Annotated in this window: 30 protein-coding genes and 1 tRNA gene; 20 read left to right on the forward strand and 11 right to left on the reverse strand. The window is 61.8% G+C overall.

Going from position 1 to position 25,266, the window contains the following annotated elements; genetic code table 11:
- The first annotated feature begins 333 nt into the window (after positions 1–333).
- From MUB46_RS03265 to MUB46_RS03310, 10 genes are all read left to right on the forward strand, one after another.
- Entirely contained in the window at positions 334–1,602 is a 1,269-nt protein-coding gene (locus tag MUB46_RS03265; protein WP_261614447.1) for a tyrosine-type recombinase/integrase, read from the forward strand.
- Complete coding sequence (locus MUB46_RS03270; protein WP_261614448.1) at positions 1,599–2,453, forward strand: hypothetical protein; 855 nt, start codon at positions 1,599–1,601, stop codon at positions 2,451–2,453. The genes MUB46_RS03265 and MUB46_RS03270 overlap by 4 nt, the downstream gene beginning before the upstream one ends.
- Positions 2,454–2,652: 199 nt before the next feature.
- Entirely contained in the window at positions 2,653–2,880 is a 228-nt protein-coding gene (locus MUB46_RS03275; protein ID WP_261614449.1) for a helix-turn-helix transcriptional regulator, read from the forward strand.
- Positions 2,881–3,096: 216 nt separating this feature from the next.
- Positions 3,097–3,423: a winged helix domain-containing protein gene (locus MUB46_RS03280; RefSeq protein ID WP_261614450.1), complete on the forward strand. Its 327-nt coding sequence runs from the start codon at positions 3,097–3,099 to the stop codon at positions 3,421–3,423.
- Entirely contained in the window at positions 3,420–3,713 is a 294-nt protein-coding gene (locus tag MUB46_RS03285) for a hypothetical protein (protein ID WP_261614451.1), read from the forward strand. Before MUB46_RS03280 ends, MUB46_RS03285 begins: the two co-directional genes overlap by 4 nt.
- A 4-nt stretch (positions 3,714–3,717) precedes the next feature.
- Positions 3,718–4,641, forward strand: a complete 924-nt coding sequence (locus MUB46_RS03290; protein ID WP_261614452.1) for a hypothetical protein — start codon at positions 3,718–3,720, stop codon at positions 4,639–4,641.
- The gene (locus MUB46_RS03295) at positions 4,638–5,261 is read left to right on the forward strand and encodes a hypothetical protein (protein WP_261614453.1); all 624 of its coding nucleotides are present in this window, start codon (positions 4,638–4,640) and stop codon (positions 5,259–5,261) included. Before MUB46_RS03290 ends, MUB46_RS03295 begins: the two co-directional genes overlap by 4 nt.
- Before the next feature lie 3 nt (positions 5,262–5,264).
- Positions 5,265–6,707, forward strand: coding sequence for a replicative DNA helicase (locus MUB46_RS03300; protein ID WP_261614454.1), 1,443 nt, complete (start codon positions 5,265–5,267; stop codon positions 6,705–6,707).
- Positions 6,708–7,471: 764 nt separating this feature from the next.
- Entirely contained in the window at positions 7,472–8,869 is a 1,398-nt protein-coding gene (locus MUB46_RS03305) for a hypothetical protein (protein ID WP_261614455.1), read from the forward strand.
- Positions 8,869–10,782 carry a hypothetical protein gene (locus MUB46_RS03310; protein WP_261614456.1) on the forward strand — a complete coding sequence of 638 codons (1,914 nt, stop codon included), beginning with the start codon at positions 8,869–8,871 and terminating at the stop codon, positions 10,780–10,782. The genes MUB46_RS03305 and MUB46_RS03310 overlap by 1 nt, the downstream gene beginning before the upstream one ends.
- Before the next feature lie 343 nt (positions 10,783–11,125).
- Here MUB46_RS03310 and MUB46_RS03315 read toward each other — a convergent pair whose 3' ends face one another.
- A complete protein-coding gene (locus MUB46_RS03315; RefSeq protein WP_261614457.1) occupies positions 11,126–12,256 on the reverse strand; it encodes a DUF3800 domain-containing protein in 1,131 nt (376 codons plus the stop codon).
- A 63-nt stretch (positions 12,257–12,319) separates the two neighbouring features.
- On the opposite strand from MUB46_RS03315, the gene MUB46_RS03320 reads away from it, so the two are divergent.
- From MUB46_RS03320 to MUB46_RS03335, 4 genes are all read left to right on the forward strand, one after another.
- Positions 12,320–12,847 (forward strand): hypothetical protein, encoded by a 528-nt coding sequence (locus MUB46_RS03320; RefSeq protein WP_261614458.1) that lies wholly within the window; start codon positions 12,320–12,322, stop codon positions 12,845–12,847.
- 214 nt (positions 12,848–13,061) lie between these two features.
- The gene (locus MUB46_RS03325) at positions 13,062–13,466 is read left to right on the forward strand and encodes a hypothetical protein (RefSeq protein WP_261614459.1); all 405 of its coding nucleotides are present in this window, start codon (positions 13,062–13,064) and stop codon (positions 13,464–13,466) included.
- The gene (locus tag MUB46_RS03330; RefSeq protein ID WP_261614460.1) at positions 13,463–13,708 is read left to right on the forward strand and encodes a hypothetical protein; all 246 of its coding nucleotides are present in this window, start codon (positions 13,463–13,465) and stop codon (positions 13,706–13,708) included. Before MUB46_RS03325 ends, MUB46_RS03330 begins: the two co-directional genes overlap by 4 nt.
- A gap of 20 nt (positions 13,709–13,728) precedes the next feature.
- Positions 13,729–14,010 carry a hypothetical protein gene (locus tag MUB46_RS03335; RefSeq protein ID WP_261614461.1) on the forward strand — a complete coding sequence of 94 codons (282 nt, stop codon included), beginning with the start codon at positions 13,729–13,731 and terminating at the stop codon, positions 14,008–14,010.
- A gap of 458 nt (positions 14,011–14,468) precedes the next feature.
- Here MUB46_RS03335 and MUB46_RS03340 read toward each other — a convergent pair whose 3' ends face one another.
- The 4 genes from MUB46_RS03340 to MUB46_RS03355 form a co-directional block, all read right to left on the reverse strand.
- The gene (locus MUB46_RS03340; protein ID WP_261614462.1) at positions 14,469–15,047 is read right to left on the reverse strand and encodes a hypothetical protein; all 579 of its coding nucleotides are present in this window, start codon (positions 15,045–15,047) and stop codon (positions 14,469–14,471) included.
- Between the two features lie 203 nt (positions 15,048–15,250).
- The gene (locus tag MUB46_RS03345) at positions 15,251–15,568 is read right to left on the reverse strand and encodes a sunset domain-containing protein (RefSeq protein WP_261614463.1); all 318 of its coding nucleotides are present in this window, start codon (positions 15,566–15,568) and stop codon (positions 15,251–15,253) included.
- Positions 15,569–15,981: 413 nt separating this feature from the next.
- Positions 15,982–16,443, reverse strand: coding sequence for a thermonuclease family protein (locus MUB46_RS03350; protein WP_261614464.1), 462 nt, complete (start codon positions 16,441–16,443; stop codon positions 15,982–15,984).
- On the reverse strand, positions 16,440–16,589 hold the full coding sequence (locus MUB46_RS03355) for a hypothetical protein (protein ID WP_261614465.1): 150 nt from the start codon (positions 16,587–16,589) through the stop codon (positions 16,440–16,442). The genes MUB46_RS03350 and MUB46_RS03355 overlap by 4 nt, the downstream gene beginning before the upstream one ends.
- 643 nt (positions 16,590–17,232) lie before the next feature.
- On the opposite strand from MUB46_RS03355, the gene MUB46_RS03360 reads away from it, so the two are divergent.
- The 4 genes from MUB46_RS03360 to MUB46_RS03375 are packed head-to-tail and all read left to right on the forward strand — an operon-like array spanning position 17,233 to position 18,552.
- Positions 17,233–17,487, forward strand: a complete 255-nt coding sequence (locus MUB46_RS03360; protein WP_261614466.1) for a hypothetical protein — start codon at positions 17,233–17,235, stop codon at positions 17,485–17,487.
- A complete protein-coding gene (locus tag MUB46_RS03365; protein ID WP_261614467.1) occupies positions 17,484–17,756 on the forward strand; it encodes a hypothetical protein in 273 nt (90 codons plus the stop codon). The genes MUB46_RS03360 and MUB46_RS03365 overlap by 4 nt, the downstream gene beginning before the upstream one ends.
- A gap of 12 nt (positions 17,757–17,768) precedes the next feature.
- Positions 17,769–18,128, forward strand: coding sequence for a hypothetical protein (locus MUB46_RS03370; RefSeq protein WP_261614468.1), 360 nt, complete (start codon positions 17,769–17,771; stop codon positions 18,126–18,128).
- Entirely contained in the window at positions 18,103–18,552 is a 450-nt protein-coding gene (locus tag MUB46_RS03375; protein WP_261614469.1) for a DNA-packaging protein, read from the forward strand. Before MUB46_RS03370 ends, MUB46_RS03375 begins: the two co-directional genes overlap by 26 nt.
- Positions 18,553–18,847: 295 nt before the next feature.
- Here MUB46_RS03375 and MUB46_RS03380 read toward each other — a convergent pair.
- Positions 18,848–18,940, reverse strand: a tRNA-Ser gene (locus MUB46_RS03380).
- A gap of 160 nt (positions 18,941–19,100) precedes the next feature.
- On the opposite strand from MUB46_RS03380, the gene MUB46_RS03385 reads away from it, so the two are divergent.
- Positions 19,101–19,490 (forward strand): COG4315 family predicted lipoprotein, encoded by a 390-nt coding sequence (locus MUB46_RS03385; RefSeq protein ID WP_261614470.1) that lies wholly within the window; start codon positions 19,101–19,103, stop codon positions 19,488–19,490.
- 16 nt (positions 19,491–19,506) lie between these two features.
- Positions 19,507–21,168, forward strand: a complete 1,662-nt coding sequence (locus MUB46_RS03390; protein ID WP_261614471.1) for an adenylate/guanylate cyclase domain-containing protein — start codon at positions 19,507–19,509, stop codon at positions 21,166–21,168.
- 61 nt (positions 21,169–21,229) lie between these two features.
- On the opposite strand, the gene MUB46_RS03395 is transcribed toward MUB46_RS03390, so the two are convergent.
- The 5 genes from MUB46_RS03395 to gatB all read right to left on the reverse strand — a co-directional run bounded on the left by MUB46_RS03395 (position 21,230) and on the right by gatB (position 25,029).
- Positions 21,230–21,499, reverse strand: a complete 270-nt coding sequence (locus tag MUB46_RS03395; RefSeq protein ID WP_261614472.1) for an SEL1-like repeat protein — start codon at positions 21,497–21,499, stop codon at positions 21,230–21,232.
- Between the two features lie 317 nt (positions 21,500–21,816).
- On the reverse strand, positions 21,817–22,509 hold the full coding sequence (locus MUB46_RS03400; RefSeq protein ID WP_261614473.1) for a glutathione S-transferase N-terminal domain-containing protein: 693 nt from the start codon (positions 22,507–22,509) through the stop codon (positions 21,817–21,819).
- An 86-nt stretch (positions 22,510–22,595) separates the two neighbouring features.
- A complete protein-coding gene (locus tag MUB46_RS03405; protein WP_261614474.1) occupies positions 22,596–22,934 on the reverse strand; it encodes a hypothetical protein in 339 nt (112 codons plus the stop codon).
- A gap of 122 nt (positions 22,935–23,056) precedes the next feature.
- Positions 23,057–23,551 carry a GNAT family N-acetyltransferase gene (locus MUB46_RS03410; RefSeq protein ID WP_261614475.1) on the reverse strand — a complete coding sequence of 165 codons (495 nt, stop codon included), beginning with the start codon at positions 23,549–23,551 and terminating at the stop codon, positions 23,057–23,059.
- The gene (gene gatB / locus MUB46_RS03415) at positions 23,548–25,029 is read right to left on the reverse strand and encodes an Asp-tRNA(Asn)/Glu-tRNA(Gln) amidotransferase subunit GatB (RefSeq protein WP_261614476.1); all 1,482 of its coding nucleotides are present in this window, start codon (positions 25,027–25,029) and stop codon (positions 23,548–23,550) included. The genes MUB46_RS03410 and gatB overlap by 4 nt, the downstream gene beginning before the upstream one ends.
- Between the last annotated feature and the right edge of the window lie 237 nt (positions 25,030–25,266).

Raw genomic sequence — 25,266 nt, forward strand, 5'->3', positions numbered from 1 at the left:
CCGCTTAGAGATCGAGGGCCAGCCGCAACATGCAGGTGAGCTGGGGCAAGGCGAAGGCGATTGTAGCCGCTTAGAGATCGAGGGCCAGCCGCAACGCTCCATGTCGTCTTGGTGGCCTCAAGTGAATTGTAGCCGCTTAGAGATCGAGGGCCAGCCCCTAAGGAACTGGCGGAGACGGAGACCGCCAATTCATTGTCGCCCTAATGCGCTGTGCGTCTTACGCGGGCCTTGAATTCCCTGATTAACTGCGATTTCTGTGTCGCTAGGTGTTGCTATCGGTCTCTATAAATCCTATCTAATTTTGTGGGTAGGGTTGAATATTGCGAGGCCATCATGGGCGCGGTCAACAAACTCTCCGCTACGCAGGTTCGTAACCTGTCGGAGCCCGGCATGTACGGCGACGGCGCCGGGCTCTGGCTTCAAGTCACGGCCGGCGCGAACGGCCCGGCCAAGAGCTGGCTATTCCGGTACATGGTCAACGGGAAGGCGCGAGCTATGGGGCTCGGTCGCGTTAGCCTCGTATCGAATGACGGCGGCGTATCCTTGGCGGATGCCCGTGAGCAGCGCCACCGCTATCATGCGATGATACGCGAGGGCCGCGACCCGATCGATGAACGCAAGGCGAGCAAGGAAGCCGCCCGCGCCGAAGCCGCCAAGATGTTGAAATTCTCCGAGGCTGCCGAGCGGTACATCAAGGCGCACAAAGCCGGATGGAAGAACGCGAAGCACGGCGACCAGTGGGAAAACACACTGAGGGATTACGCTTACCCCGTCATCGGCTCGCTATCTGTCGCGTCCATCGAGACGCCGCACGTTCTAAAGATCCTCGAACCGATCTGGACCGAGAAGACCGAGACGGCTTCGCGCGTACGGGGGCGGATCGAACGAATTCTGGATTGGGCGAAGGTGCAACGCTACCGGGACGGTGAGAACCCCGCCCGCTGGAAAGGTCATCTTGAAAACCTGCTGCCCAAGCGGTCTGCGGTGCGGCCGGTGCGACATCATCCGGCGATGCCCTACCAGGACGTTCCCGCGTTCATGCAAAAGCTGAACGCCAATGGCAGCCTGTCCGCCAAGGCGTTGGCCCTCACCATTCATACCGCGCTGCGCACCGGTGAGGTTGTCGGCGCCCGCTGGCCTGAAATCGATCTAAAGGCCAAGGTGTGGACGGTTCCCGCCGATCGGATGAAAATGAAACGTGAGCACCGCGTACCGCTTTCCGATGCGGCTATAGCCATCCTGGAAAGCCTGCCTCGCGAGGCCGGAACCGATTACGTCCTTCCCGGTGCCCGACGCGGGCGACCGATATCGACCGCCGCGATGTCCAAGGCGCTTAAGACGATAGACGGCGACGCCTACACGGTGCACGGCTTCCGGTCATCGTTCAGGGATTGGGCAGCCGAGACGACGAACTATCAGAACCATGTTGTTGAAATGGCGTTGGCCCATGTCGTCGGCGACAAGGTCGAAAAGGCGTACAGGCGCGGTGCCCTTCTGGAACAGCGCGCCCGCTTGATGCGCGACTGGTCCCGCTACTGCGAAACCCCGAATGCTGCCAAGCAGGGTGACAACGTGGTGACGATTGGGGAGGCGCGGGCATGACCGTCAAAGAGGATCTAGGGCACCCCGGCGCCAACGATATGAAATTTATCGACGCTGCGTTAACGATTGGGATAGCCCTGACAGGGATGACCGACGCAGAATATAGGGCGCTCATTGATGAGCTCGCGATGTATCGAGATGATTGCGATAAAGCAAAAAACGAGGCGATACGTCAGAGACAGGGCGAATTAGAGCAGCAAATTCAGCGAGCCAATTTCATTGAGCGCGGCACCGAGCACCTTATTGTTGATCTGGAGGCGGAAAGGTGTTTGGCATCCGGGCGCGACGCACTCGACGGCAAGATACGCAAACCCATACCGCATAGTCATTGGGAAGGTGCGGCAGCCTACATAAAGAAATGCATTGGGGAGTCGATTTCTTATGAATTTCCACCGGCCGATTTTACCGGCCCTGTAGTCGAGTGGTTCGACCCCGTTGCCAACGACAGTATGGCGGCGCGTGGGGAGGTGCCGAGCGGGCTGGGTGCATGCCTCAGGCTTCCCCAATCTATCGACCACACGCAGCCGCAACAGAAGTGGCACGATGTCCGCGTGTTCGAGTGGCAGGCGCAAGCCATCGCGGACATGATAAGAGAGCGCGACGCGCCTGCGGCTGTCGAATCCTCAACTCCCCTTGAATGCACCGACGAGGCGCTTTTAGCGTTCCTGACGCGTGAGGCCGATGGCGTGAAAAAAGAGGCTGAGTTACGGGAGAGCGCCGCACAGCACTTCGGCACTGGAACCTCTACGACGCGATGGAAAAAGGCTTGGCGTGAATTGCCGGAGCATAAGAGGCGCCCCAGAGGCTTCCATGACAAAAAACTGGAATACGACCAGCGGAATAAAGAATAGACCTCGAAAATAATTCAGGACCGGCGACAACGCACTGAAAGCCCCGAAATGCGGGGCTTTTTCTTTTGCAAGAGAATAGGACCGAGATAATCATACCAAAGTATTTTTGCGGTCCTATTTGTATATTATAGCGCGCATCTTCCGCCTCTCCTAGATTAGCCACGCTTCACCAAGACGGCGCTAGTCGTCTTACATGCTAATGGAGGCGTTCAGAGTGTCTGAGCTTCAAGAGTTTCTTAGAATCGCTGATGTGACGCGGGCGACAGGCCTGCATCGCAGTTCAATCTATCGCCTTATGACAGCCGGCGACTTTCCCGCCCCCGTCAAGGCGATGGGCCAGGGTGGAAGCCGGTGGCTAGCGTCGGAAATCGCAGCTTGGCAGGCGGGGCGCATCGCCGCCCGGAATGCCGAGAAAGTAGCGGCGTGACGCGATGGGCCAGATAAAATGCAACCCCGGTGTTGGGGACACCGGGGCCGCTGGGATTGTTCGGTTACGAAGCCTGAACTACCCACAAAATAGCAAAATCCCCGAAGAACTTCAAGCGCATTATGTGCGCCTGCATTGTGGGCTCCCCGCCTCTACTGCTGCGGCGGTGGCTGAACTGGCGTTCGCCGTCCCCGAGCATCACCGGAGGGCAGCCCCATGACAGCGAAGCGCCCAACGTTCCGGCTGACGATCCGCAAGGCTGCGGATCTATCCGGCTCTGAGCGGCTTATCACGCTGACCGGTCAGATAGCCGTTTTCGCCTGCAAGCTGATTGAAGCCGGGGGCGATGGTGTCACGGTCCGGGACTTCCCGACCGGCTGGCGTATCTCCGATTTGGTCCTGCGGCTGCGTCAGCGGCATGGCCTTATCATCCGCACGGCCGAAGAAGCGAACACCGGAATTTTCGCCGGGCATCATGCCCGTTACGTGATGCTATCCCCTGTATCGATCGACCGGGACGAGACGCAGGGGGCAGCGGCATGACGAACATCGCCGTCATTTCCCAAGGCGACCTTATCGGCCTCACCGTCCCGCACGATACCGGCGGCGGGTTTGTCTGGTGGGCTGCGTCCATCGCAACCGGACAGGGCCGCAACCTGGGTGAGTTTGCGAGCGAATACGAGGCTCGGCAGGCGGTGCTTGACGCTGCCAGGGGCGTCATAAGCATGGCGTCTCGCCCCCGCCCACAGGCGGCACCGGAGCCCCGTAACGGCCCCTGCGTAGTGCTGCCGTTCAAGCGGCATCAATCCGACGCGGCTTCCGAAAGGATCTAACCCGGTGGCCAGTGGCGGTTACATCAAGATTACGCGCGCGGTGTTCGACCATCCGAGCTTCGCGCGCGAAGCCTTCACCGAGCGTGAGGCGTGGCTATGGCTGATAGCCGAGGCGGCTTGGCGGGAACGCGCGGCGGATATCAACGGCGAAGCGGTGCCGCTAGGGCGCGGTGAGCTAGCCCATTCCGAGCGATGGCTTGCAAGGCGGTGGCGTTGGTCGCGGTCAAGAGTGCAGCGGTTCCGGGACCGCCTGGAGCGTGACGGCATGATTGAGAGCGTGCCGGGCAAGGTCGGAACCGTCGTGCGGATCGTCAATTACGACCGCTATCAAAGCGGGCCACCTAGCGGGCCACCCCAGCGCGAAAAATCGGGCCACGCAAACCCTTGTGACAACAGCGAAAACGGCGATGCGCGGGCCACCATCACCGGCGCAAGCGGGCCACCTAGCGGGCCAGAACTAGAAGTAATTACACAAGAAGGAAAAGAATATATGCGCAATGCGACCCAGGACGGCGGCAAGGTCATTTCCCTGAACGCCAAGCGCACGGGCAATGAACCGGATGCGACCAAGGCAAAACTTCCCGCCGGCGGGAAGTTTCAGGGCGTTGACGACTGGTTTGAACAGGCGTTCTGGCCAGCCTATCCGTTGAAGCGCGGAAAGAAGGAAGCACGAAGGGCGTTCGCCAAGGCGGTGGCGTCCGGTGTTGACCCTGCGGACATGCTGGCCGGCGCGGAGCGGTACGCCGTCGAATGCCGCAGGCGCGGAACACCGCCCGACAAGATCAAGTACGCCCAAGGCTGGATTAGTGGCGAGCGTTGGACCGACGAGCCGTTGGATAGCGGATCAACTGGCAGCCTTGCCGAAATCGCCATGCAACAAGCCGTAGCGGCCGGTGGCCGCACTGGTGGCACAGGGGATGACTGGTGAGCGCGACAGCCGCCCTACCCGCGTCGGTTGACCGTGAGGGCCACAGCGCCCTCCCCGCCCCTCCGCGTGAGGTAAAGGCGGAGGCGGCGATTGCCGAGCTAGCCGATACGTTGTCACTGGTGCGTCACCACCGGCATGACCGGTTTATATCGGCGAACGGCCTGGAGGAAGCCGAACGGCTCGCGGCCGTCTTCGAGGGGCAGGACTTCCAATCGAAAATTGCCCGCGCCGTGGCCTATGTCGAGGCACGAGCCCGCCCCGCCACCGGTGATGAGGTCGGTCGACAAATCGCGTTGTTGCTCGGCAGCTATCCGAACGCGCGACCGTCCGACCCGGCTGTTTATTCGCGGATGCTTATCGAAGACGTGAGGGCCGCACAGCCGACGTGGGCCGCTCTTGATAGCGCCTGCCGTCATTGGCGGCAAAACCAGAAGTGGCCCCCGTCCGTTGCCGAGCTTCTGGACGAACTCGGCAGGGCCGAAAGCCGCTGGCGTGTCCGCGCCGACATGATGCGCAGCGCGACAGAGACCATACAGCACCACCGCGAATTGATCGATCGAACGAAGGCCCGCGACGCACTGATTGAAGCCGAGCGCGCGGACCTGTCCGAACCGGAGTAAGCAATGTTCGCTGAGCCTGCGATAAAGCGAAATCCCGATCAGGCCGCTTTCGAATGCGAGCTAGCCGTTATTGGCTCGCTGCTTGTACCGCTCACCGGAGCCGAAGCCGCCGGCATCGTCCGCGCCCGGCTTCGCCCCGAGCATTTCAGCGATGGCGCACTCAGTGCGGTATATCGTGCTGTTCTCGATACCCTAGATCAGCGCGGCTGTGTGTCCCTGGCCCTGCTAAAGCCGCGCCTGCCGAGCGACCCCGAGTTTATCAGGCTGTGGCCGGGATTCATGGCCAGCGCCGCTGCGTCCGCCGCGACGGTCTACGACCTGCCCGGCTATGTCGACGCGGTTATCCAGGCAGCAAACCGCCGCATGTTGGCACAAGCGGCGTCGGACACGATGACCGCGCTTCGCGCCGGTGCAGATCCCACCGAGCACGCGCGGCTTCTAATCGAGACCGGCGACGCGGTACTGAGTGCGGCCGAATGGTCCCGCCCGTCGAATGCGAGCCTTGGCGATGCGATAGACCGGGCACTTAACGACGCCGAACAGCGCAAGGCCAACGGTAGCGTCCCCGCCATTAGCTGGGGCCTTACCGACCTGGACCGACAGACGGGCGGACTGGAGCCCGGCGACTATGCGGTGTTGGCCGGACGCCCCGGCATGGGGAAGACCGCTTTGATGATTGCCATCATGCTGGCAGCCGCCCAACGGGGCAGCGGCAGCGTTTTGTTCAGCCTCGAAATGAAGACGGAACAAATCGCCTTGCGGGCGGTATGTGCATGGGCTTCGCGATGGGGTGAGCCGATCGACTTTTTCGAGGTAAGACAGGGGCGCTACACGAGCGATGAGATACGGCGCTTGCGAGAGGCAAAAGCCGAATTGTCGAGCCTCCCCGTTCGGATTGATTCCGCCGCTGGCCTGTCTGTTCCAGAAATGACAGCCCGCGCCCGTCGCTACCGGGACGACTTCGCGCGCAAGGGGCATCGGCTCGGAATCGTGGGGGTGGACTACATCGGCCTTGTACCCGCGTCCGGCCGCTACGGCGGCAATCGGACAAACGAGGTTGGCGAGATATCGGCCGGGTTGAAGCGGCTCGGCATGGCCCTTGATGTTGCCTGCGTCGCGGCTTCGCAGCTAAGCCGGCAAGTCGAGACCCGCGACAACAAACGCCCAATGCTGTCCGACCTGAGAGACAGCGGCACGATTGAACAAGACGCCGACCTTGTTCTTTTCCCCTATCGAGAAAGCTATTACGCCGCCAAGGAACTGGAGAAACTTCGCGCCGCTCCTAACGCCGACCAAGCCGCCATCATGGACGCGGAGCAAACGGCGATGGACACCGAGAACGTTCTTGAAGTCGCCGTTGAAAAGCAACGCCAGGGGCCAACCGGGTCTGTCAGGCTGTTTTGCAACATGGGCGCCGGTGTAATCCGCGACCGTGCGGGGTGCTGACATGGCGGGGATGAACTGGTGCCGCGCGCGCCGCGCTCGCCGGAAACTGAACATCGCGGATGACGCCGAACGCCTGGAGTGGGACAGGGCCGCGCGATGGCTCAAAAGCCGAGACGGGCGCGAAGCCGCTCGATTGGCTCGCGAGCGACGCCAGGATTCAACCAGCGCAGGCCAGCGCGACGCGCATATCCGGCGGTATGCGGAACTGATTGAGGCGAAAGAGAAATCCGAGACTGCCGCAGCATCTTGCGGCACCAGTCTTTCCGACGGAAGAAGGGCAGGCCCACAGCATCAGAAGCAAACCGCCCGCAAGGTCGCCGAAGAAACGGGGGGCAGAACTTCCCGGCGCCGGGAAGTTTCGCGGGGCGTGGAACTTGTTACGCATAACGCGCAACAATTACCCCAGGGCGTTACCTGGGGCGATGAATGGCCGGACGATGCGCTAGGGGCAAGCATAGACCCCTTTGCCGAGCCCCCTGGACCGTCGCAATAAGGTCACTACGGCGGAAATTATATCCGCCTGTCGCCCGGCCGCAGCCATTGGATTTATTGCATTCTCGCGCTGCCCGTGCTATGCTACAAACAAAGCTACCCACAAAAGCTAAGGGTGGCCAGCCGGCTTGGGGGCGACATGCCGGCGCGATTGTTCCGGGAAACGCGATGCGGCTTGAACAAATGAACACGACAGACCCGCTTGGAAATTTGATCGGGGGCCAGCCATGATGGCCGCCCCCCTTGCCTCTCCCGAGACGAGCACGGCCGGGATGACGCGGACCCAGGCCATCACGCAGTTGTTGCGTATGGGCTACAGCCAGACAGAGGCAACCCGCATCGCGGATGCTGGTGACTCCAGCGCCGCGCGGGCCATGCCTACGCCCGGTGATGGCGGGACACCTGCAGCGATGGCTGCAATCAAAACGCAGGACATGGACAGGCAAAACCGTGATGAGCGGAGAACCGGCAGGGGCGGCTTTGCCCCGCAAGGCCAGTCCATCGCTAGCGCAATGATGAGCGCGCCGGACCCGCTCAATCCGGGCGGCTTTCATGCCGCTGGTAGGGGGCGGGACTACGCCGCCGCACCATTCGAGGCACAGAGTCCAGGCGCAGCGTTGGGAGCGGTTCAGGCAGCCTACGGGCGGGGAGAAATGACCGGCCATGAGGCAACGCAGGCCATCAGGGGAATTCAGCAGCCTGGGGCTACCCGTCAGGGCATGGGGTTCATGTCTGGGGTTGGTGATTTCCTTGGTGGGCTGCTTAACCCCGAAGGCGCATCCCGGACCCGCGTTGCTACGGCGCTGATGAAAGAGGGTGTCCCGCCTAATACGGCGATGCTGCTTGCCAGCGACAAGGGCTTGCTGCGGGGCTATGTGCAGTCCCGCATGTCCGGGACAAAGCCCATCGTCATCAACGACAAGCTGATTGACCCTAGCACGGGCCGCGTCCTGGGGGACTATGGCGACCCGGAGAAGCCGGCCGCGCCTATTTCGGTTGGCAAGGATTCCCGCCTGTTCGATCCGACGACGGGTCAGTGGATAGCGTCGCCCGGCGCCGATGAGATGGAAAGGCCGGACTTCAAGGACATTGCTGGAGTTCGGAAGGAAATCCAGTCGCTGCCGAGCTACAAGAACTATGCGCAGGCCGCGCCTATCTGGTCGTCAATCGTCGACGCCGAAGGACGCGACACCAAGGCCTCCGACCTGAACTTCATTTACGGTATCGGCAAGCTGTTCGATCCGGGCAGCGTCGTGCGTGAGGGCGAAATGGTCATGGTGCAGAGCACCGCGAACCTTCCCCAACGCATTCTGGCTGCAATCAGCATCGTGAACAGCAAGGGGCGCCTGACCCCTGATATGCGGTCCGAACTGTTGGCGGAAGCGCAGTCGCGCATGAATGCCTACGACGATGCGCTACGGACCGACATTCGGTCTTACCGAGGCCTTGCCCGTAGGTATGGCGTGAACCCGCGAGACATGATACCGCGCCGCGCCCCAATGGCGGAATCGGCACCGACCACACCCGGAGACCCCGAACCCGCGCCCGAGCTCGAACCCGGCGGCTTCAGCCCGGCACTACAGCACGGCAGCATGTCGCCGGCCCCGACCCGGAGCGGGGGCCGCTCTGGCACTACGTCGAGCGGCATTCGCTGGAGGCTCGAAGACTAATGCCAACGCTCAATATTGAAGGCGTTGGCCGCGTCACGGTTGACGAGAATTTCGCCACCCTGCCCCCGGATGAGCAGGAACGCGTCATCGGTGATATCGTCTCGCAAACCGGCAGCGGCGGGGATAGCGCCAATGACGTTACCGCGCTGGCCGCTGGCGAATACATCGAAGGCATTCCGATTGTCGGCCCCTACATTCGCGGTGGCGCGGATAGGCTCGGTGCGGGGATTCGATCGGCCATCTATGACACCGATTACGAGGACGAGCTGGCCTTTATCCAGGGCCGAAACGCGGATCTCGAAGAAAGCCACCCCAATCTCGCCACAGGGGCGAACATCGTCGGTGGCGTTGTCGGCATAGCTCCGGCCGTCATGGCGGCACCCGCTGCGTTCGGCGCCGGGGGCGGTTCGCTATTGGCGCGCTCCGGTGCGGGGGCGCTGTCCGGTGGTGCTATTGGCGGCGCCGACGCCGCTGTTAGATCGGACGGTGATATTGGAGAGACTGCACAAGGCGCGCTCTTTGGGGGCGCGCTAGGCGGTGTATCTCCGCTGGCTGGCGACCTTATCAGCGGCGGTTACAACCGTGTGATGAACTGGTTTCAAGGCCCGTCGCGGGCGCAGGCGAATTTCGGCCGCGCCGCACAGGCTGACGACGTTGCCGGCGACATGGCGGACAGGCTCGCTGCGCTCGGTGATGACGCCATGCCGATGGACCTTGGCCCCAACCTGCAACAACAGGCCGGGGCACTGGCAGCGACTCCAGGGCCGGGACAGCAAACCATTCGATCGGCGGTCCGCGCGCGCAATGCCGGGGCCACAGGCCGCATTACCGGTGCGCTTGACGACACATTCGGGCCGGCTCGCGACCCCGGTATGATTGACGACGCAATCCGTATTCGGCAGCGCGCGCTAGGCCCCGACTATGAGGACGCATTCTTGAATGCGCGCCGCGTCGACACGTCGCCGATAGCCCAAAACCTTGATGCGATGAAAACGCGGCTTCGGGGCGATGCACAGCGCGCCATCGGCCGCGTTCGGGACATGCTGAATATCACCGGGACCGATCAACTGGACCCGAACCCGAGAACCCTCTTTGAGACGCGCCACGCCATCGATGCAATGATGGATACGGCGGACAGGAACACCGCCCCTGCCCTAACCATTGCACGACAGCAAATCGACCGCGAGCTTACCCGCGCCGTTCCCGGTATCAAGGCGGTTGATGCCCGTCATGCCGAACTTGCGCGACAGTCGGAAGCCCTGGCCCTTGGCCAACGCGTCCTGGAGGCCGGCAAGACCGCGCCGCGCCCGACCACCTTCGCCGATGACTTCGCCAGCCGGACGCCAAGGCAACAGGTTCGAATGCGCCAGGGCGCCAGAGCCGAGATTGATAGGATCGTCGGAAACAATGCGAACGACCGCGTTGCGCTCAACAAGATCCTGAAGGGTGAAGGCGATTGGAACCGTGACCGCCTCGTGACGCTGTTCGGCGCAAAGAAAGCCGATCGGATTCTTGGCGTCATGGACCGCGAGGCCCGTTACTACGGCACGAGCCAGACCGTAACGCAAAATTCGCAGACGGCAGCCCGCCAGGCGGGGCAAGCCGAGATTGGCACCCCAGGCGGATTCCCCGAACCGCCCCAGACGATTTGGGGGACGGTCATCAAGGGTGGTCAGAAGCTCGTCGGCGCACTCCGCAACGAAACCCGCACGGCAAGCAATGCCGAGCTTGCCGACTTGCTGGCAGCCCGCGACCCTAGAACCGTCACCGCTGCAATTCGTGCCGTGCAGGCTGCACAGCGGCGCGGAGACATTACGCAGGCGGTGGCTCGCGAGACGTTGCAGGCGCTTGGAATCGGCGTCGTGCCGGCTGCCAGCGGCGCTAGCTCGATGCCCCGGAACGTCCAACCATGAACCTGCCCGACGTTGATGACACGGACCCATGACCAGTCGGCAGATTGCGCAGTCGATTGTGCAGGTAAGCGGTCACGACGCCCGCGACAGGCGGCACGTGTCGGGTCTGGTCAAGCGGGTCGGTAAGGCTTTGCCGAAAATGGACGGAAGCAGGCATGTCCAGTGCGGATCCGACGCGCATGGAAACGTCGTGTGGACGTGCTGACGGTCGGAAAGCACTAGGGGTGAAACTGTGAGACTAGGGTCAAAAAGTAACTTGACATTAACAACGGACATCATATGCTCCGTCATGAGGTCGTAAGGCCTTTCAGGTTCACCGTATGGGGGCCGCGAAAAGCCGGGTTCATCCCGGCTTTTTCGTTTTGGGATCAAAGCAATAGTATTTGATGCCAAGATGTGGCAAGTGTTCCCTTGAGAGAGCGAAGTCGGCTATTCTTCGACTGTCTCTCAGGCTTCTATAAAGCCAGAACTTCTTATCATACCTCCACCTAGAAATCGAATATATGTAGCTATCCGCGACCTGCAGCAGTGGGTGATTTTTTGGCTTGTGTTGAATCCTCCCAAGCGTTTCCTGAAAATCACTCACTCCTAATGGATTATATTTTTCACTACTTTTTGCACTAAATCCCATCCCATTAGATTTGAGATTTCTAAAATAATTAGTCACGATTTCGTTTACAGCGGGATCTTGCTCAAAAACCACGTGAAGTTTACGTTGCTCTAAACGAGCAATTTTTGCGGCGCGCTCTACTGTTATGTCGAACGCGCTGCGGCACAATAACCACTTATCATTATACTCCTCTAAGTACCCTCGCGCGACATATCCGGGGCGATCAATGACGCACCCAATGCCGATAACGGGTGATGTGCACAAGACTCCGCGCCAATCATCCCAAAACTCATCGCGAACGTGCTGGCTTTTGCGCCCAAGCCACGAAAAGCCTTTATTCTCGGATAACATATCCGTTATGTGGGCGGGTTTTCGAAGTTTCCATTTTTGTGAGAATGCAGAAACGAGCTCTCTAACCGCATTGTTGTCCTCCCCGCGAACTAAGATGCCTCCAAATCCAAACCAATCACGCCCCTTGCGCGATGCGTCGGATTTCTTGTCTGGATGACGATTCCCCGTTTCATCCATGTAAAGAGTGTAGGGCCGCTGCATGTCACGTCCTTCTGTTACATAAACTTCATGCCAGTTAAGCTGCCCGCTGCCAATACCCGGCCCAGTTCCGACTAACCGGATGTATTGGAGAGTGTCGAACTGACCAAGGACCAGCGCGACGCGCATATCCGGCGGTACGCGGAACTGATTGAAGCGCGGGAGACTGCTGCGACAGAGTGTCGTACCAGTCTCGAAGACGGCCGTAGGGCAGGCCCACAGCATCAGAAGCAAACCGCCCGCAAGGTTGCCGAGGAAACCGGACTGAGTGTCCGAACAGTACAGCGCGTTCTCAATCCCGCGCCGCCCAAGCATCCTGTATAGTTAGAGAATGCAATTCATGTTATTGTTTCGAGTGAATTTCAACCGGAGGGCGATATGGCTGAGCCTGGAAACGCGACGATTACGATGACAGTTAATTGGGCCATCGGTTTTATTGCCAGCAGTGCTATCGCTTTGGCGAGCGGTGCTTGGGTGCTTTGGACATTTACAATGGGTAGCCTGCAATCCGATGTTGCTGAAATTCGGGCTGCTGTTACTAAAACACAAGACGGAGTTACTGGAGCGCGGGACTATACGCGTGAATCAGACGCCGCCCTTCGTACGGAGTTCTCCAATCTTACGGCTGAACTCCGAGTTACCAACGCTCGCCTTTCCGATCTGACTGGTTCTGTATCGCGCTTGGACAGCAGCATTCAGGATGTCGATCAAAAGCTATCCGCGTCGGTTTTAAGGCAGCAAGATTTCGAGCGTTGGGTCGTGACTAGACTGGGGCCAATTGGCATTGCGCCGACACAGCTTATGACACCAGAAGAGTGGGGGAAGCAGCAATCGGAAATCATCCTGAAGCTTCAAAAGGAAGATGATCCTCTGACGGGCTGGTATAACGCAACGCTTAAACCCTGAGAGGACCTTCAAATTTGCTTTTGCGGCACTTGTTGTTCCGCTTGCAATCCACCTCGCATAAGCGCACGATAGGCGCGCCGATCGGGAGTTGGAGCTCCCGACCGGCACTTGCCACCCAACGCCGTGAGGAGGCGTTCGATGACCGATAACACTTCTACCAAAAACACGGCTCGGCACGAGTCCCTTCCGGCACAATCCGAAAGGGAGAATAGCCATGTCGAAGACAATCACCCGCCGCACCGCCGTCACGGGTCTGGCAGCCGCTCCGGCCGCCCTTGCCGCTACCCAAGCGCCCGCATTTGCTGCTGTCGATCCTGACGCCGACCTTTTGGCGCTTTGCCGCGATTGGCACGGGGCCAACGCTGCATTTCGCGCGTATCAGAACCCACGATGGGCTTCTGGTGAAGATCCCGACGCCGAGGCAAACAGGCTTTCCGAAGGAGCATGGGCACTGTTGCGCAGGATCGCGGATACACCTGCACGGTCAAATGCGGGGCTTATCGCCAAAGCGAAGGTTGCCCGCGCCGAGGTCGAAGGCGATCGGTGGGGCGACGGCGATATCCTCGAACAGCTAGCCATTTCCGTAATTGATGATGCCGCTTCGGGACGCGCGATATGACCGCCCCCGATCTTGTTGAATTCGCCGCTATTCCGGATGTCTTCGCGTCTGGTCTCGGGCGGGCGGAGGATGTGGGAGGCGGATGCATCCGCCTAACTTTCTTCGCAAACGACAACGGCCAACGTGTCGTGGCGGCGAAAGTCGTCATGCCGGCGGAAGCGGTCGCCGATCTGGTGAAGGCGATTCACAACGGGCGCCGACAGACCATCGATGAAGCGGGCGAAGTTGCGTCCGTAAACTGATCAATCTGGAGACCACAACCATGAATGCAACCGAAAAGCGCCTGGCCGACGCCCTTAACGGCTACGGCGATGCGACCACCTACATTTCCAATTTGTCGGTGTTGCTCGATAAGGCAGTCGAGGAACTGTTAAGCGCCGACCGGGAAAGCATCTCCGGGGCTGTGGCAGCCATTGATCGGTGCACGGCCCTGATGATTATCGCTCGGGACAGTGCGGAAGGTGAGGTCAAGGCGATGGACGCTAGGGCGGGCATCACAGCTTCCGCCCGTGAGGCGCCGGAGATGGGCGCCCCATGCGCCTAATCCGTCTCATCCTCGCATCATGGACCATGCAGGCCGGTAGTAAGGCCCTGGGCGGCGCGATTGCCATTGCCGAGCGGTACGACACCGGAGACTCATGGGCGCGCCTTGTCGCCCCTGTCGTGCGGCTTGGCGCGGCCTGTACGTCCGTTGCGGACTGGCTGGCGCCGGAAATCCGTTTGCCCCGGCGCTGAGCAGAGCACGGCGGCACCCGAGCCCGTCGCGGGGAAACTTGCGGCGGGCTTTATTGCGCCAATCGGCAGTGTGTTTTTGGGCGGTACAGCGATTGTTTAGATAGCAGGCCTGGGCTTGAATGACATCAAGCGGTCACTTGGGGATGAACCGCGACCGACGCATGTCCAACTGCCGCCGCGCAACAGCGCCCTACCCGCCCGCGCGGCGGCATCTAGTTATCTTCGGTCTACTAACAACGATTTCGCTTCGCCTCATATGCGGGGCGTCTACACTGGCCACTGTGGCGCGTAGCGCATAAGCGTGTCGTAGAACCGTTCGGACGCTTCCGACCAGGTCCAGGGCTCATCAATCGCGGACAATGGCTCCGGCAGGGGTGCCCACGGCCGCGGTTCAGGCGCCATGAAGGCGCGCTTTTCGGCGGCGACCGCACGGGCATTTGCCCGATCGATGGCTGCGGCAATCTCGACCGGAGGGGGCCAGGACAGGCCGAACCGCGCATGTATGGCGGCGGCGGCACGCAGTCTGAGTTGCGCCAGGATGGCAAGCGTTATTGGCGCTAGCGCAGTCAACGCATTCAGTTTCGGCCCCTGATCGTTGCCTAGATAGGCTTCATGGCCATCGTGCAGCAGCCCATAGGCCCGCGCCTCGGCCGGCAGCGCCTCGGCGACGAGAACGGAATGCTGCGCAACGGAAATCACAACATTCGGTGTAGCCCCGGCAAAGCGAGGGATCTTGGAGAGATGTTCCGCCAGATCCTCAGGATGAACCTGCTCGGGAGACGGTGCCAGCAAGTCGAAGGCCGCTCCGCTTGCCGTCTGCACCCAGGTAAAGGGATGGTTGGTCATTCCGTTCGATCTTCGAGCCCCATTCTCGAATTCAACTCCGCAATCGCCACCGACAAGAACCGATGCAATCGCAATGCCGGTCTTTCGGTGCCTAACAAGGTGCGGGCTAGCCGTCGTCCCACTTATGATTGTGAGCATGATTAGTGGCTAGTTTGTGAACAACAATTCCGGGACGCGGGAGCAATGCGAGTCATGCAAGCTGGTCAGTTGCGCGCCCTCCGCCAGCCAGCGGCTCTGGCCTCATCTTCGGTACAGAACCAGCGTTCCCCGTACTCAGGCCGGATAATCGTCGCCGAATAGTCCGCCTGCCCGGGCATGTGATAGATGCGCTCGCCGGAGTTGATGCTGATATTGCCCTTGATATCGCAGCCCGGCGCGAGCCCGACGGAGGCCGTCTTGTCTTTGATTATTGACAGAGCATTCGGATCCAGGACAGCCCAGGACGCTCCGGCCCCAAGACCGGCAGCCAATACAAGCGCCAGTATGTTCGGACGACCGTTGTTGTTCCTTTGCCGCGCCATACTCGTTACTCCCTAGAGGGAAGTATGCCGACACAACAACTATGAGTCGACAGAGTGCGGAATGCAGTCGGAAAGAGGCGGGTCCAGCGAAATGCCGGACCCAATTTGACCCACGGGCGCCTAAGCCCTAGTGGCAGTGGACGGAGCCGGCGCGGTTGTCCATGTGGCAGCACTGGCCAGGCGGTGAGCTCTTCCGGCAGCCTCCGCCATGGGCGTTGGCGATAGTCGGGACCACCAGGGTCGAAATCACGAACGCAAGAACAGGGATTCTCATCTGTTGCCTCCCACGATTGGTGACTTTCGGTACTTACGCAGGATGGCATACAGCCGGAAGTTGATACAAGCGATGATTGGTTGTTTGGTGAATCGCAGCTTTATATTGCAACGCTGACTTGCGGGGCTTTGGCAACGCTTCAGCGACGGCGCCATTCCCAAGGCGGTTCGAATTCCCCGCCCCATACGCCACGCCCCGCGTCCTTCGCGGTTGCCTCCGCCGCGGCATATGCGCCCTTCGAATACTGACGATAGTCGAGCGCCCAGCCCTCGCTCACCAGCCAGTCGCCGACATCCCGACCGCGCGCCTCGCATGTAGCGACGACGCGGCGATATCGGTCGATGTCCCGGACTGTGCAGGCGACCGTAGCGCCGTCCAGGTGCCTGTCGAGCGCGTTGGCTGCTTCAGCACCGCAGCGCCAAGCCTTGCCGTCCCTGGTACATGGCTGGCGGCCCTCCGGCGCGTCTATGCCCCACAACCGAATCCGCTTGCCGTGTATCTCGATGGTGTCCCCGTCGATTACGGATGCACGGCCCGTTATCGCTTCTGTCGCGGCGGCTGGCGTCAGGAGAACAAGGAACAGGAGTGGTGCCAGTTTCATTGGTTCGTCGCGCTCCGGGCATCAAGCTCACGCCGAGCGGTCGCGAGCAAATAGCCGATCAATTCAAGACCGAGGTCGTCCGCCTCTGCCTCGCATTTCGCCAACAGTTCCGCCAGTTGGGCTATCCGTTCTTCCCGGTCGCTCATTGCCGGTTTTTCCTTGGTCGCATCAGGTCGGGCAGACGAGCAACGCCCTTGACGATCCGCCGTGCCTCATCTCGGCTTAATAGCCCCGCGGCACTGCGTCGACCGGGTTCGTCTTCATAATAGACGTAGGCAAGCCGCTGGCCGGTAGCGTCTTCAACAACAAACGCGGCGCCGAGGTCTCGGATATTCCAGGGGGGCGGAAGGTGGCGTCGTGTCATCCCGCAAACCAAGGAAAAATGACCGGAGAGGCGACTCGGCTTCGGCTGTCTGGCTGCACTTTCGCGAACCTACCCGGAACGCCAATATTAGAAGTCGGCTTATATATCTCGATTATTCGGAACATTTCATGAACACACGTTCGGGTCAAGCACATGCCGTCAGGCGTCCAACCATCGAGGATGTGAATCGAATCCTAGAAAAGCCGAACGAAATCATTCCAACGCGTGATTTCGCATGAAGAATGTGGTAATATGCTACCTCAATCAGAGTGAGGCCTCACATCGCCATGACCACGCAGAACGCAAGGACCGCCCGCGCGGCCCGACTGCTTGGCCGAACCGGTGCGCCGTGGAGCTAACGCGCAATGGATAGGCCTAAGGATCATTCCCCGAACGAAAGGGCGCTGGTTCATCTAGAGGGCAGGTTGAATGCGCTGGAGGTCGTGATTCTCGCCCTGCTTACCAAGAGCGCCCCGACCGGTTCGGCCAATCAAGCCCATGTGCTGGAAGTGTTCGACCTGGCGAGCGCAACCATCACCAGCGCGCGCAACATCGAAGACAGTATCGATTGGGAATTGGCAGCGGAGAAGATGAACGAACTTCGCGAGCATTATCTTGCAGCCGCGCACTTGGCAGCCGTTGGCCAGGGCAACGAAACCGACAAGGTGACGATACAATGACGACACGCGGTAACGCCGGGAAAGGCCGGCCGAAGGGCTCACGCAACAAGACGACCACGGCGCTAAAGGAAGCTGTCCTTGAAGCCGCCCGCCTTCACGGCAGCGACGGCAACGGGACTGATGAACTGGTCGGCTATTGCCGCATGGTCGCCGCGAAGGACCACAAGGCCTTCACATCCCTGCTGGGGCGCGTGTTGCCGCTATCCGTCAGGGGGGACATCGAGGAAGGCGGACCGGTGTCCTACAAAGTAACCATCAGCTTTGATTGAGGTAGCAGCACCATGACCAATCGCGGCAATGCGGGAAAAGGCAGGCCGAAGGGCAGCCCGAACAAGGTTACGTCTCGATTGCGCGAGGCCATCATCGCCGCCGCAGATGACCACGGCCGGGATGGCGAAGGCAGCGACGGATTGAAGGGATATCTAGCGATGCTGGCACGGGACGAGAAAAAGACATTCGCCACCCTGCTAGGCCGGATCGTCCCCGCCCATGTGGAAGGCGATATGACCGTGAGCGCAAATCCTGTTGCGGACCTGATGAATCAAATTGCCGAGCGCGGCCGGCACATTACCGAGACCGACGCGCAATACGATATCCGCATGAAAGCCAGAAACGATGCCCAAGACAAAGCCGCTCACTGACGACAAGCCCGCCCCGGTTCCCGTCGAGCCCGTCAACCTTGGTGGTCGCCCCTCGAAATATGATTCGGGCTTCTGTGCCCGCGTCCTGGATCTCGGGAAGGACGGCAAGAGCAAGATCCAGATTGCCGCCTCGCTCGGTGTGAACAGGCAGACCCTCGACAACTGGTCGGATAGATACCCGGAATTCGCCGCTGCCCTGTCGGACGCTATCGAGCTATCGCAAGCGTGGTGGGAGGACAGAGGGCAAGAGGGAATCACCAGCCGGGAATTCAACGCGAACGCCTATCGGCTTCAAATGATGAACCGGTTCGGCTGGCAGGAAAAGCAGGCCAGCGACAATACGCACAGGGGCGATGCGTTCGTTGACATATGGACCGCCATTTCCAGCGGTTCCATCAAATCCGCCACCGGAAAAGCCGGATAGGGCCACCGTCTAAACTAGGTCTATTTAGGCCTAGATCCTCACCGGCCCCCACCGCCCCCCGCAAAAACGCCCTGGTATGCAGCGCCGCGACGGCAGCCGGTTATTCGGCACCGCCTACGCGCGCGACGACAGGCCCGCGACCGGGGCAAGCCCTCACGCCCTGCCGAGAATCGACGACCATCCGGCGGGATGGGCTCAAACCCCGGTTATCGCGAAACGTATTGTTGGTTAGCTTGTGGGTAGAACGGCGCCATTTCCTGAAACGCCATATACTTCAATATCTTAGATGAAAAATTGGCGGAGACGGAGGGATTCGAACCCTCGAGACGGGTTTACCCCGCCTAACGGTTTAGCAAACCGCCGCCTTCGACCACTCGGCCACGTCTCCGCTGCGCATCGAATAGCCGACCCTGCGCTCGCGAACAAGGGTGATAACCACTCATTTGCCCTATCGGCGCCGCACCGGCGCCCTGAAATTATAATGAAACACCGGTTTTGATATGGTCCGCCGCTCGACAGACCGCAAGAATTGTCAACAGGAGACGAGAATGCGCAGAACCATGCGGCTTGCGACAGCATTCCTGGTGTCCGCAGGGCTGACCACCCCGGCCCTGGCAGGCGACGCGCCGCCGGCGGTGACGACGAACGACACCGCGATCGGCAAGGTGCTCGCCGACAAGCAGGGCATGACGCTCTATATGTTCGACGAGGACCCGCGCGGCGGATCGTCGTGTTTCGGCAAATGCGCCGAGAACTGGCCGCCCCTGAAGGCATCGGGGAACGCCGGCCCGATCGGCGATTTCACCATCATCACGCGGCAGGACGGGATCGCGCAGTGGGCCTACAAGGGCAAACCGCTGTATCTTTGGGTGCGCGACAAGGCGCCCGGCGAGACCAGTGGGGACGGCGTTCGTGGCTGGCAGGCGGCGCGCCCCTGACACCAGAAGAGGAAACGTGACGCCGAGGCTCACCCTGGGAACGATACGGCTCTGGACGGGCCTGATCCTGTTCGCCTTCGTCCTGAGCCACCTGCTCAATCACGCCTTCGGCATCGTTTCGGTGCGGGCCCAGAACCAGGCGGTGGACGTCCTCCTGTGGCCATGGACGAACACGGTCGGTCTGGTGGTGCTGTCCAGCGCCGCGCTGATCCACATCGGCGTGAACCTGTACACGCTCTGGCGGCGGCGCACGCTGCGCCTGAAGGCGTGGGAAGCGGCGCAGTACATCAGCGGCCTGCTGGTGCCGGTCCTGATGCTCGACCACGTGATGGTGAACCGGGTCCTCACCGAGTTCTATCAGGCCAACACCGACTACTACGTCGTCCAGGGCAATTTCTGGCTCGCCAACCCCTGGACCGGCGTGAAGCAGGCCGTGGCCCTTCTCGTCGCCTGGACGCACGGGGCAATCGGCATCTGGCACTGGCTCAAGGTGAAGCGCTGGTTCCCGCGCGTCGAGGCGATCCTGCTTTCGCTAGCCGTGCTGGTCCCTGCCCTCGCGCTCGCCGGTTTCGTCGCCGGCAGCCGCGAGATCCTGCGCGAGGCGGCCGGCGACGCGGACTACCTGACCTTCCTGCTCGATGATGCGAACTGGACGCCGGAGAACCTCGCCATCGCGCGCGGGTTCTACTACGACGGCATGGCGATCTACGGCGCGTTGCTGGCGGCCATCGTCGTCGCCTGGATGCTCCGGCGCACCAAGACCAATCTCACCGCCGCGCGCGTCGTCTACGGCGACGGCCGGACGATGGCGCTGCTGCCCGGCGCCACGCTCCTGGAGACGCTGCGCGCCAATGGCATTCCGCACCCGTCGGTCTGCGGCGGGCGCGGGCGCTGCACCACCTGCCGCGTGCTGGTGCGCGGCGGCGCCGATGCCTTGCCGCCACCGCAAACGACCGAGGCCAGCGCGCTCAAACGGATCGACGCCGAGGATCACGTCCGCCTCGCCTGCCAGATCCGGCCGTCGACGCCGCTGTCGGTCGCCCCGTTGCTGTCGCCGAACGCCACCGCCCTCGATGGCTATCGGCCGGGGCATCTGCTCGGCCACGAACAGGTCGTCACCGCCGTGTTCGTCGACCTGCGCGGCTCGACGGGCCTGGGCGAGGCGCGGCTGCCGTTCGACACCCTGTTCATTCTCAACCAGTTCTTCGCCGAAATGGTCGAGGCGCTGCGCGACAGCGGCGGGCACTACTCGAACTTCACCGGCGACGGCCTGATGGCCCTCTACGGGTTGTCGGGAACGGTCGAGCAAGGCTGCCGCCAGGCGTTGCGCGGCGCCGGCGAAATGATCGCGCGGCTGGAGCGCCTGAACGAGACGCTGAAAGACGATCTCAAGGTGCCGCTCAGGATCGGCATCGGCATCCATACCGGCGAAGCGATCGTCGGCGAGATGGGGCCTCCCGACGCGCGGACGGTGTCCGCCATCGGCGATACCGTCAATACGGCGGCCCGGCTCGAAGGCCTGTCGAAGGACCTCGGCAAGCCGATCGTCCTGTCCGAGGAAACGGTGCGGCTCGGCACCATCGCCCTGCCGAATGCGGACGCCCAGGCGTGCGCCATTCGCGGCCGGCAACAGCCGATCACCGTCTACGCGATCGACGCTGTGCCGCCCGACTTGTGAACCTGGCCTGTGAACCCGGCGTTCGATCCCAGCCGGGCAGTCCCGACCGGGGCCCCCCGGTTCAGTGCAGGTTCAGCCATTCCCGCGCGGCGCGCTGGGCCTCCGCCACCTCGGCCGACGACATCTCGGCGGCGACTTCCTGCCGGTAAAGCGCGGCGCCGGGATATCCTTTCGCCGCGGCGATGTTGAACCATTTGTGGGCCGTGATCAGATCCGGTTCGACCGTGCGGCCGGTCGCATACATCATGCCAAGGCGGAAAAGGATATCCCCGGTTGCCGCGCCCTGCGCCAGGCCGGAGTCCTCGTAGCTCTGCATATCGAAGCGGGCCATCGATCGTGTCTCCCTGATCTGTCTGGTCCCCGGAACCGTTTACCGGTTCCTTCCCTCTGACGGCCTGCACCGTCGTGAGGAAAGCTTCGCCACCGCACTTGAATCCGGCGTAAAAAAATTCGCTTAATATTCGACGAAAAATGTCCGAATGCTTGGTAAATTCACGATCCGCTAAGCAAAAGAACGCCCGAACACTCGCGCTTTTCGTCCGCGGCCAAAATTAACGCGCCGGCAAACGTTTACCCGTTGCTCACCATGGAGTCAGGCGCGACCGAAAACCGGCCGCGCGTGGACCGGCGCCGGCCGCGCCCGGATCGCTAGCGCGCGCGCTGGCCGAACAGCACCTTCTGGGCCTCCTTGTCGTCGGCCAGATTGGTGCGCTTTTCCTCACCGACCGCCATGGCGCGCTGTACCGCAGGGCGGGCCAGGACATTGTCGAGCCAGCGCTTCACGTTCTGAAACTTCGCGATGTCGATGCCCTGGCGCTCGTAGCCGCGGGTCCACGAGACGATGGCCATGTCGGCGATCGAATAGTCGCCGGCGACGAAGTCGCGCCCCTCGAGCCGCTTGTCGAGGACGCCGTAGAGCCGGTCCGCCTCGTTCACGTAGCGGTCGATCGCGTACGGGATCTTCTCCGGCGCGTAGTTGCGGAAGTGATGGTTCTGGCCGAGCATCGGCCCGAGACCGCCCATCTGCCACATCAGCCATTCCTCGACCTCGACGCGGGCGCGCTCGTCGGTGGGGTAGAACTTGCCCGTCTTGCGGCCGAGATACTGCAGGATCGCGCCCGACTCGAACACCGAGATCGGTTCGCCGCCCGGTCCGTCGGGATCGACGATCGCCGGCATGCGGTTGTTCGGAGAGATTGCCAGGAAGGCCGGCTCGAACTGCTCGCCCTTGCCGATATTGACGTACTTCACGTCGTAGGGAAGTCCGGCTTCCTCCAGGAAGATGGTGATCTTCCAACCGTTCGGCGTGGGCCAGTAATAGAGGTCGATCGGCTTCGGCATGGGTCGCTGCACTCCGTTGCTTTTCCCGCCCTCACGGACGCAGCGCAATATGGCGCGCGGACGTCACGGGGCAAGTGGAACCGTTACTAGGCTGCGCCGGAATCATCCAGCGGCGGGGCTTTCGGCGGCTTGCGGGCGATCATCCAGCTCGCCAGCAGGAAAGCGGGCAGGAAACAGACGATGATGACCACGATCGCATGCACGAGGCCGGTTTCGAGAAGCCCCGGCCATACGGCGCCCTGCAATGCGAGGATGACCAAGTAGATCGCGTAGGACGTGATCGTGAACACGGCGAGAAAGATCAGGTACGCGCCGAGCGGTTTCGAATCCGGGTGACGCGTCTTCTGGACCCAGGGGATGAAGGCGATCAATGCCGCCAGCCATAACGCCGTGAACATCACTGCGAATACCGAGGTGGTCTGCATGGCCTCACTCCGAATCGATCTGATCGACGCTCAAGCCTAGCATTCCCCTGCGTCCGAGACCGCCTGTTCGATCCCGAAGGCCCGCTTGACCTGTTTGCCGGCCGCCGTCATGACCCGCCCGATCAGATCAGGGTGCGTTCCAGGACCAACGCGGGAATACCGGATCGATCCTCGCCGCAGTCGTCGGTCCGGTCGACGACCACGAAGCCGCGCGCCTTGTAGAAGGCGACCGCCTTGTCGTTTGCCGATTCCACTTCGAGCCGCAGGATGTCGGCGTCCGGAAAGCTGTCGACGATCTCGGCGAGCAACTGGCTGCCGATCCCCTGCCCTTGGTATGCCGGGCGAATATAGAGCTGGTGGAGCATCACCCGCTTGCCGCCGGCTTCGGATCGCGCGAAGGCCATGCCGGCGATTTCGCGTCCGTCATCGGCGACGACGAATTCCGCGTTCGGCATATCGAGCCGCTGCCGCAGAGACGACAGCGAATGCCAGTCGTCGGTTATGGCGGCGACCCTTTCGGCGCCGTAGATGCCGTCATAGGTCGCGTGCCACGTCTCCACCAGCAACGCCCGGACCCGGGGCAGGTCGGAGGCTGCGGCCGTGCGGACGAAAATCACTCGATCCCGAGCTTCTGCTTCACCAACTCGTTGACGGCCTGCGGATTGGCCTTGCCGCCGGTCGCCTTCATGACCTGACCGACAAACCAACCGGCCATGTTGGGCTTGGCCTTGGCCTGCTCGGCCTTGTCGGGGTTGGCGGCGATCACCTCGTCCACCGCCTTTTCGATGGCGCCGGTGTCGGTGACCTGCTTCATGCCGCGCTCCTCGACGATGGTGCGCGGGTCGCCGCCCTCGGCCATGACGATCTCGAACAGGTCCTTGGCGATCTTGCCGGAAATGACCTTTTCGCCGATCAGGTCGATGATCGCGCCGAGCTGATCGGCGGAGACCGGGCTCTCCTCGATCGACTTGCCAGCCTTGTTGAGCCCGCCGAGCAGGTCGTTGATCACCCAGTTCGCGGCCAGCTTGGCGTCGCGGCCGGCCGCCACCTTCTCGAAGAAGTCGGCCGTCTCGCGCTCGGCGACCAGGATGCCGGCGTCATAGGGCGTCAGGCCGAAATCGGCGATCAGCCGCGCCTTCTTGTCGTCGGGAAGCTCGGGCAGGCCGGCGGCGATCTCGTCGACCCAGGCCTGCGTCAGCTCCAGCGGCAGCAGGTCGGGATCGGGGAAGTAGCGATAGTCGTGCGCCTCCTCCTTGGAGCGCATCGAGCGCGTCTCGCCGTTCTTCGGGTCGAACAGGCGGGTCTCCTGGTCGATCAGGCCGCCGTCCTCGAGGATGTCGATCTGGCGGCGCGCCTCGTATTCGATCGCCTGACCGATGAAGCGGATCGAGTTGACGTTCTTGATCTCGCAGCGCGTGCCCAACGGCGCGCCGGGCTTTCTCACCGACACGTTGACGTCGGCGCGCAGGCTGCCCTCCTCCATGTTGCCGTCGCAGGTGCCGAGATAGCGCAGGATGGAGCGCAGCTTGGTGACGAAGGCCCGCGCCTCCTCGGAGGAGCGGATGTCGGGCCTGGAGACGATCTCCATCAGCGCGACGCCGGAGCGGTTGAGGTCCACGTAGGACTTCGAGGGGTGCTGGTCGTGCAGGCTCTTGCCCGCGTCCTGCTCCATATGGATGCGCTCGATGCCGACGGTGATCTGCTCGCCGTCGGGCAGATCGACGAGGACGGTCCCCTCGCCCACCACCGGGTGCTTGTACTGGGAGATCTGATAGCCCTGCGGCAGATCGGGATAGAAGTAGTTCTTGCGGTCGAAGACGCTCTTCAGGTTGATGGCCGCCTTCAGGCCGAGCCCCGTGCGCACGGCCTGCTCGACGCAGAACGCGTTGATCACCGGCAGCATGCCGGGCATCGCCGCGTCGACGAGGGAGACATGGGAGTTCGGATCACCGCCGAATTCGGTCGAGGCGCCGGAGAACAGCTTGGAGTTCGAGGAGATCTGGGCATGGATCTCCATCCCGATCACCACTTCCCAGGCTCCGGTTGCCCCCTCGATCAGCTTCGATTTGGCGACGTCGCGCACCGCTTCGTTCATCGTTCGCAAGTCCGTTGGATGTCTGTTGGCGCCCTTCTAATACAGATAGCGCGCGAATGGGAGGGGTGAGCGTCCGCCCGCGTCGGGGCAGGCACGTCCAAGGCGCGATGCCGCGGGCCGCGGTCGTGCCCGTGGTTGCGAGCCCCCCGGGTCGAACCCCGGGATGACGTTGGAATGGACCGCGCGTCCCCGTGAGTCGTCATGCCCGGGCTTGTCCCGGGCATTCCTGGCCCCGGC

It is taken from the genome of Microbaculum marinisediminis (genome assembly GCF_025397915.1).
Taxonomy (GTDB): Bacteria; Pseudomonadota; Alphaproteobacteria; order Rhizobiales; family Tepidamorphaceae; genus Microbaculum; species Microbaculum marinisediminis.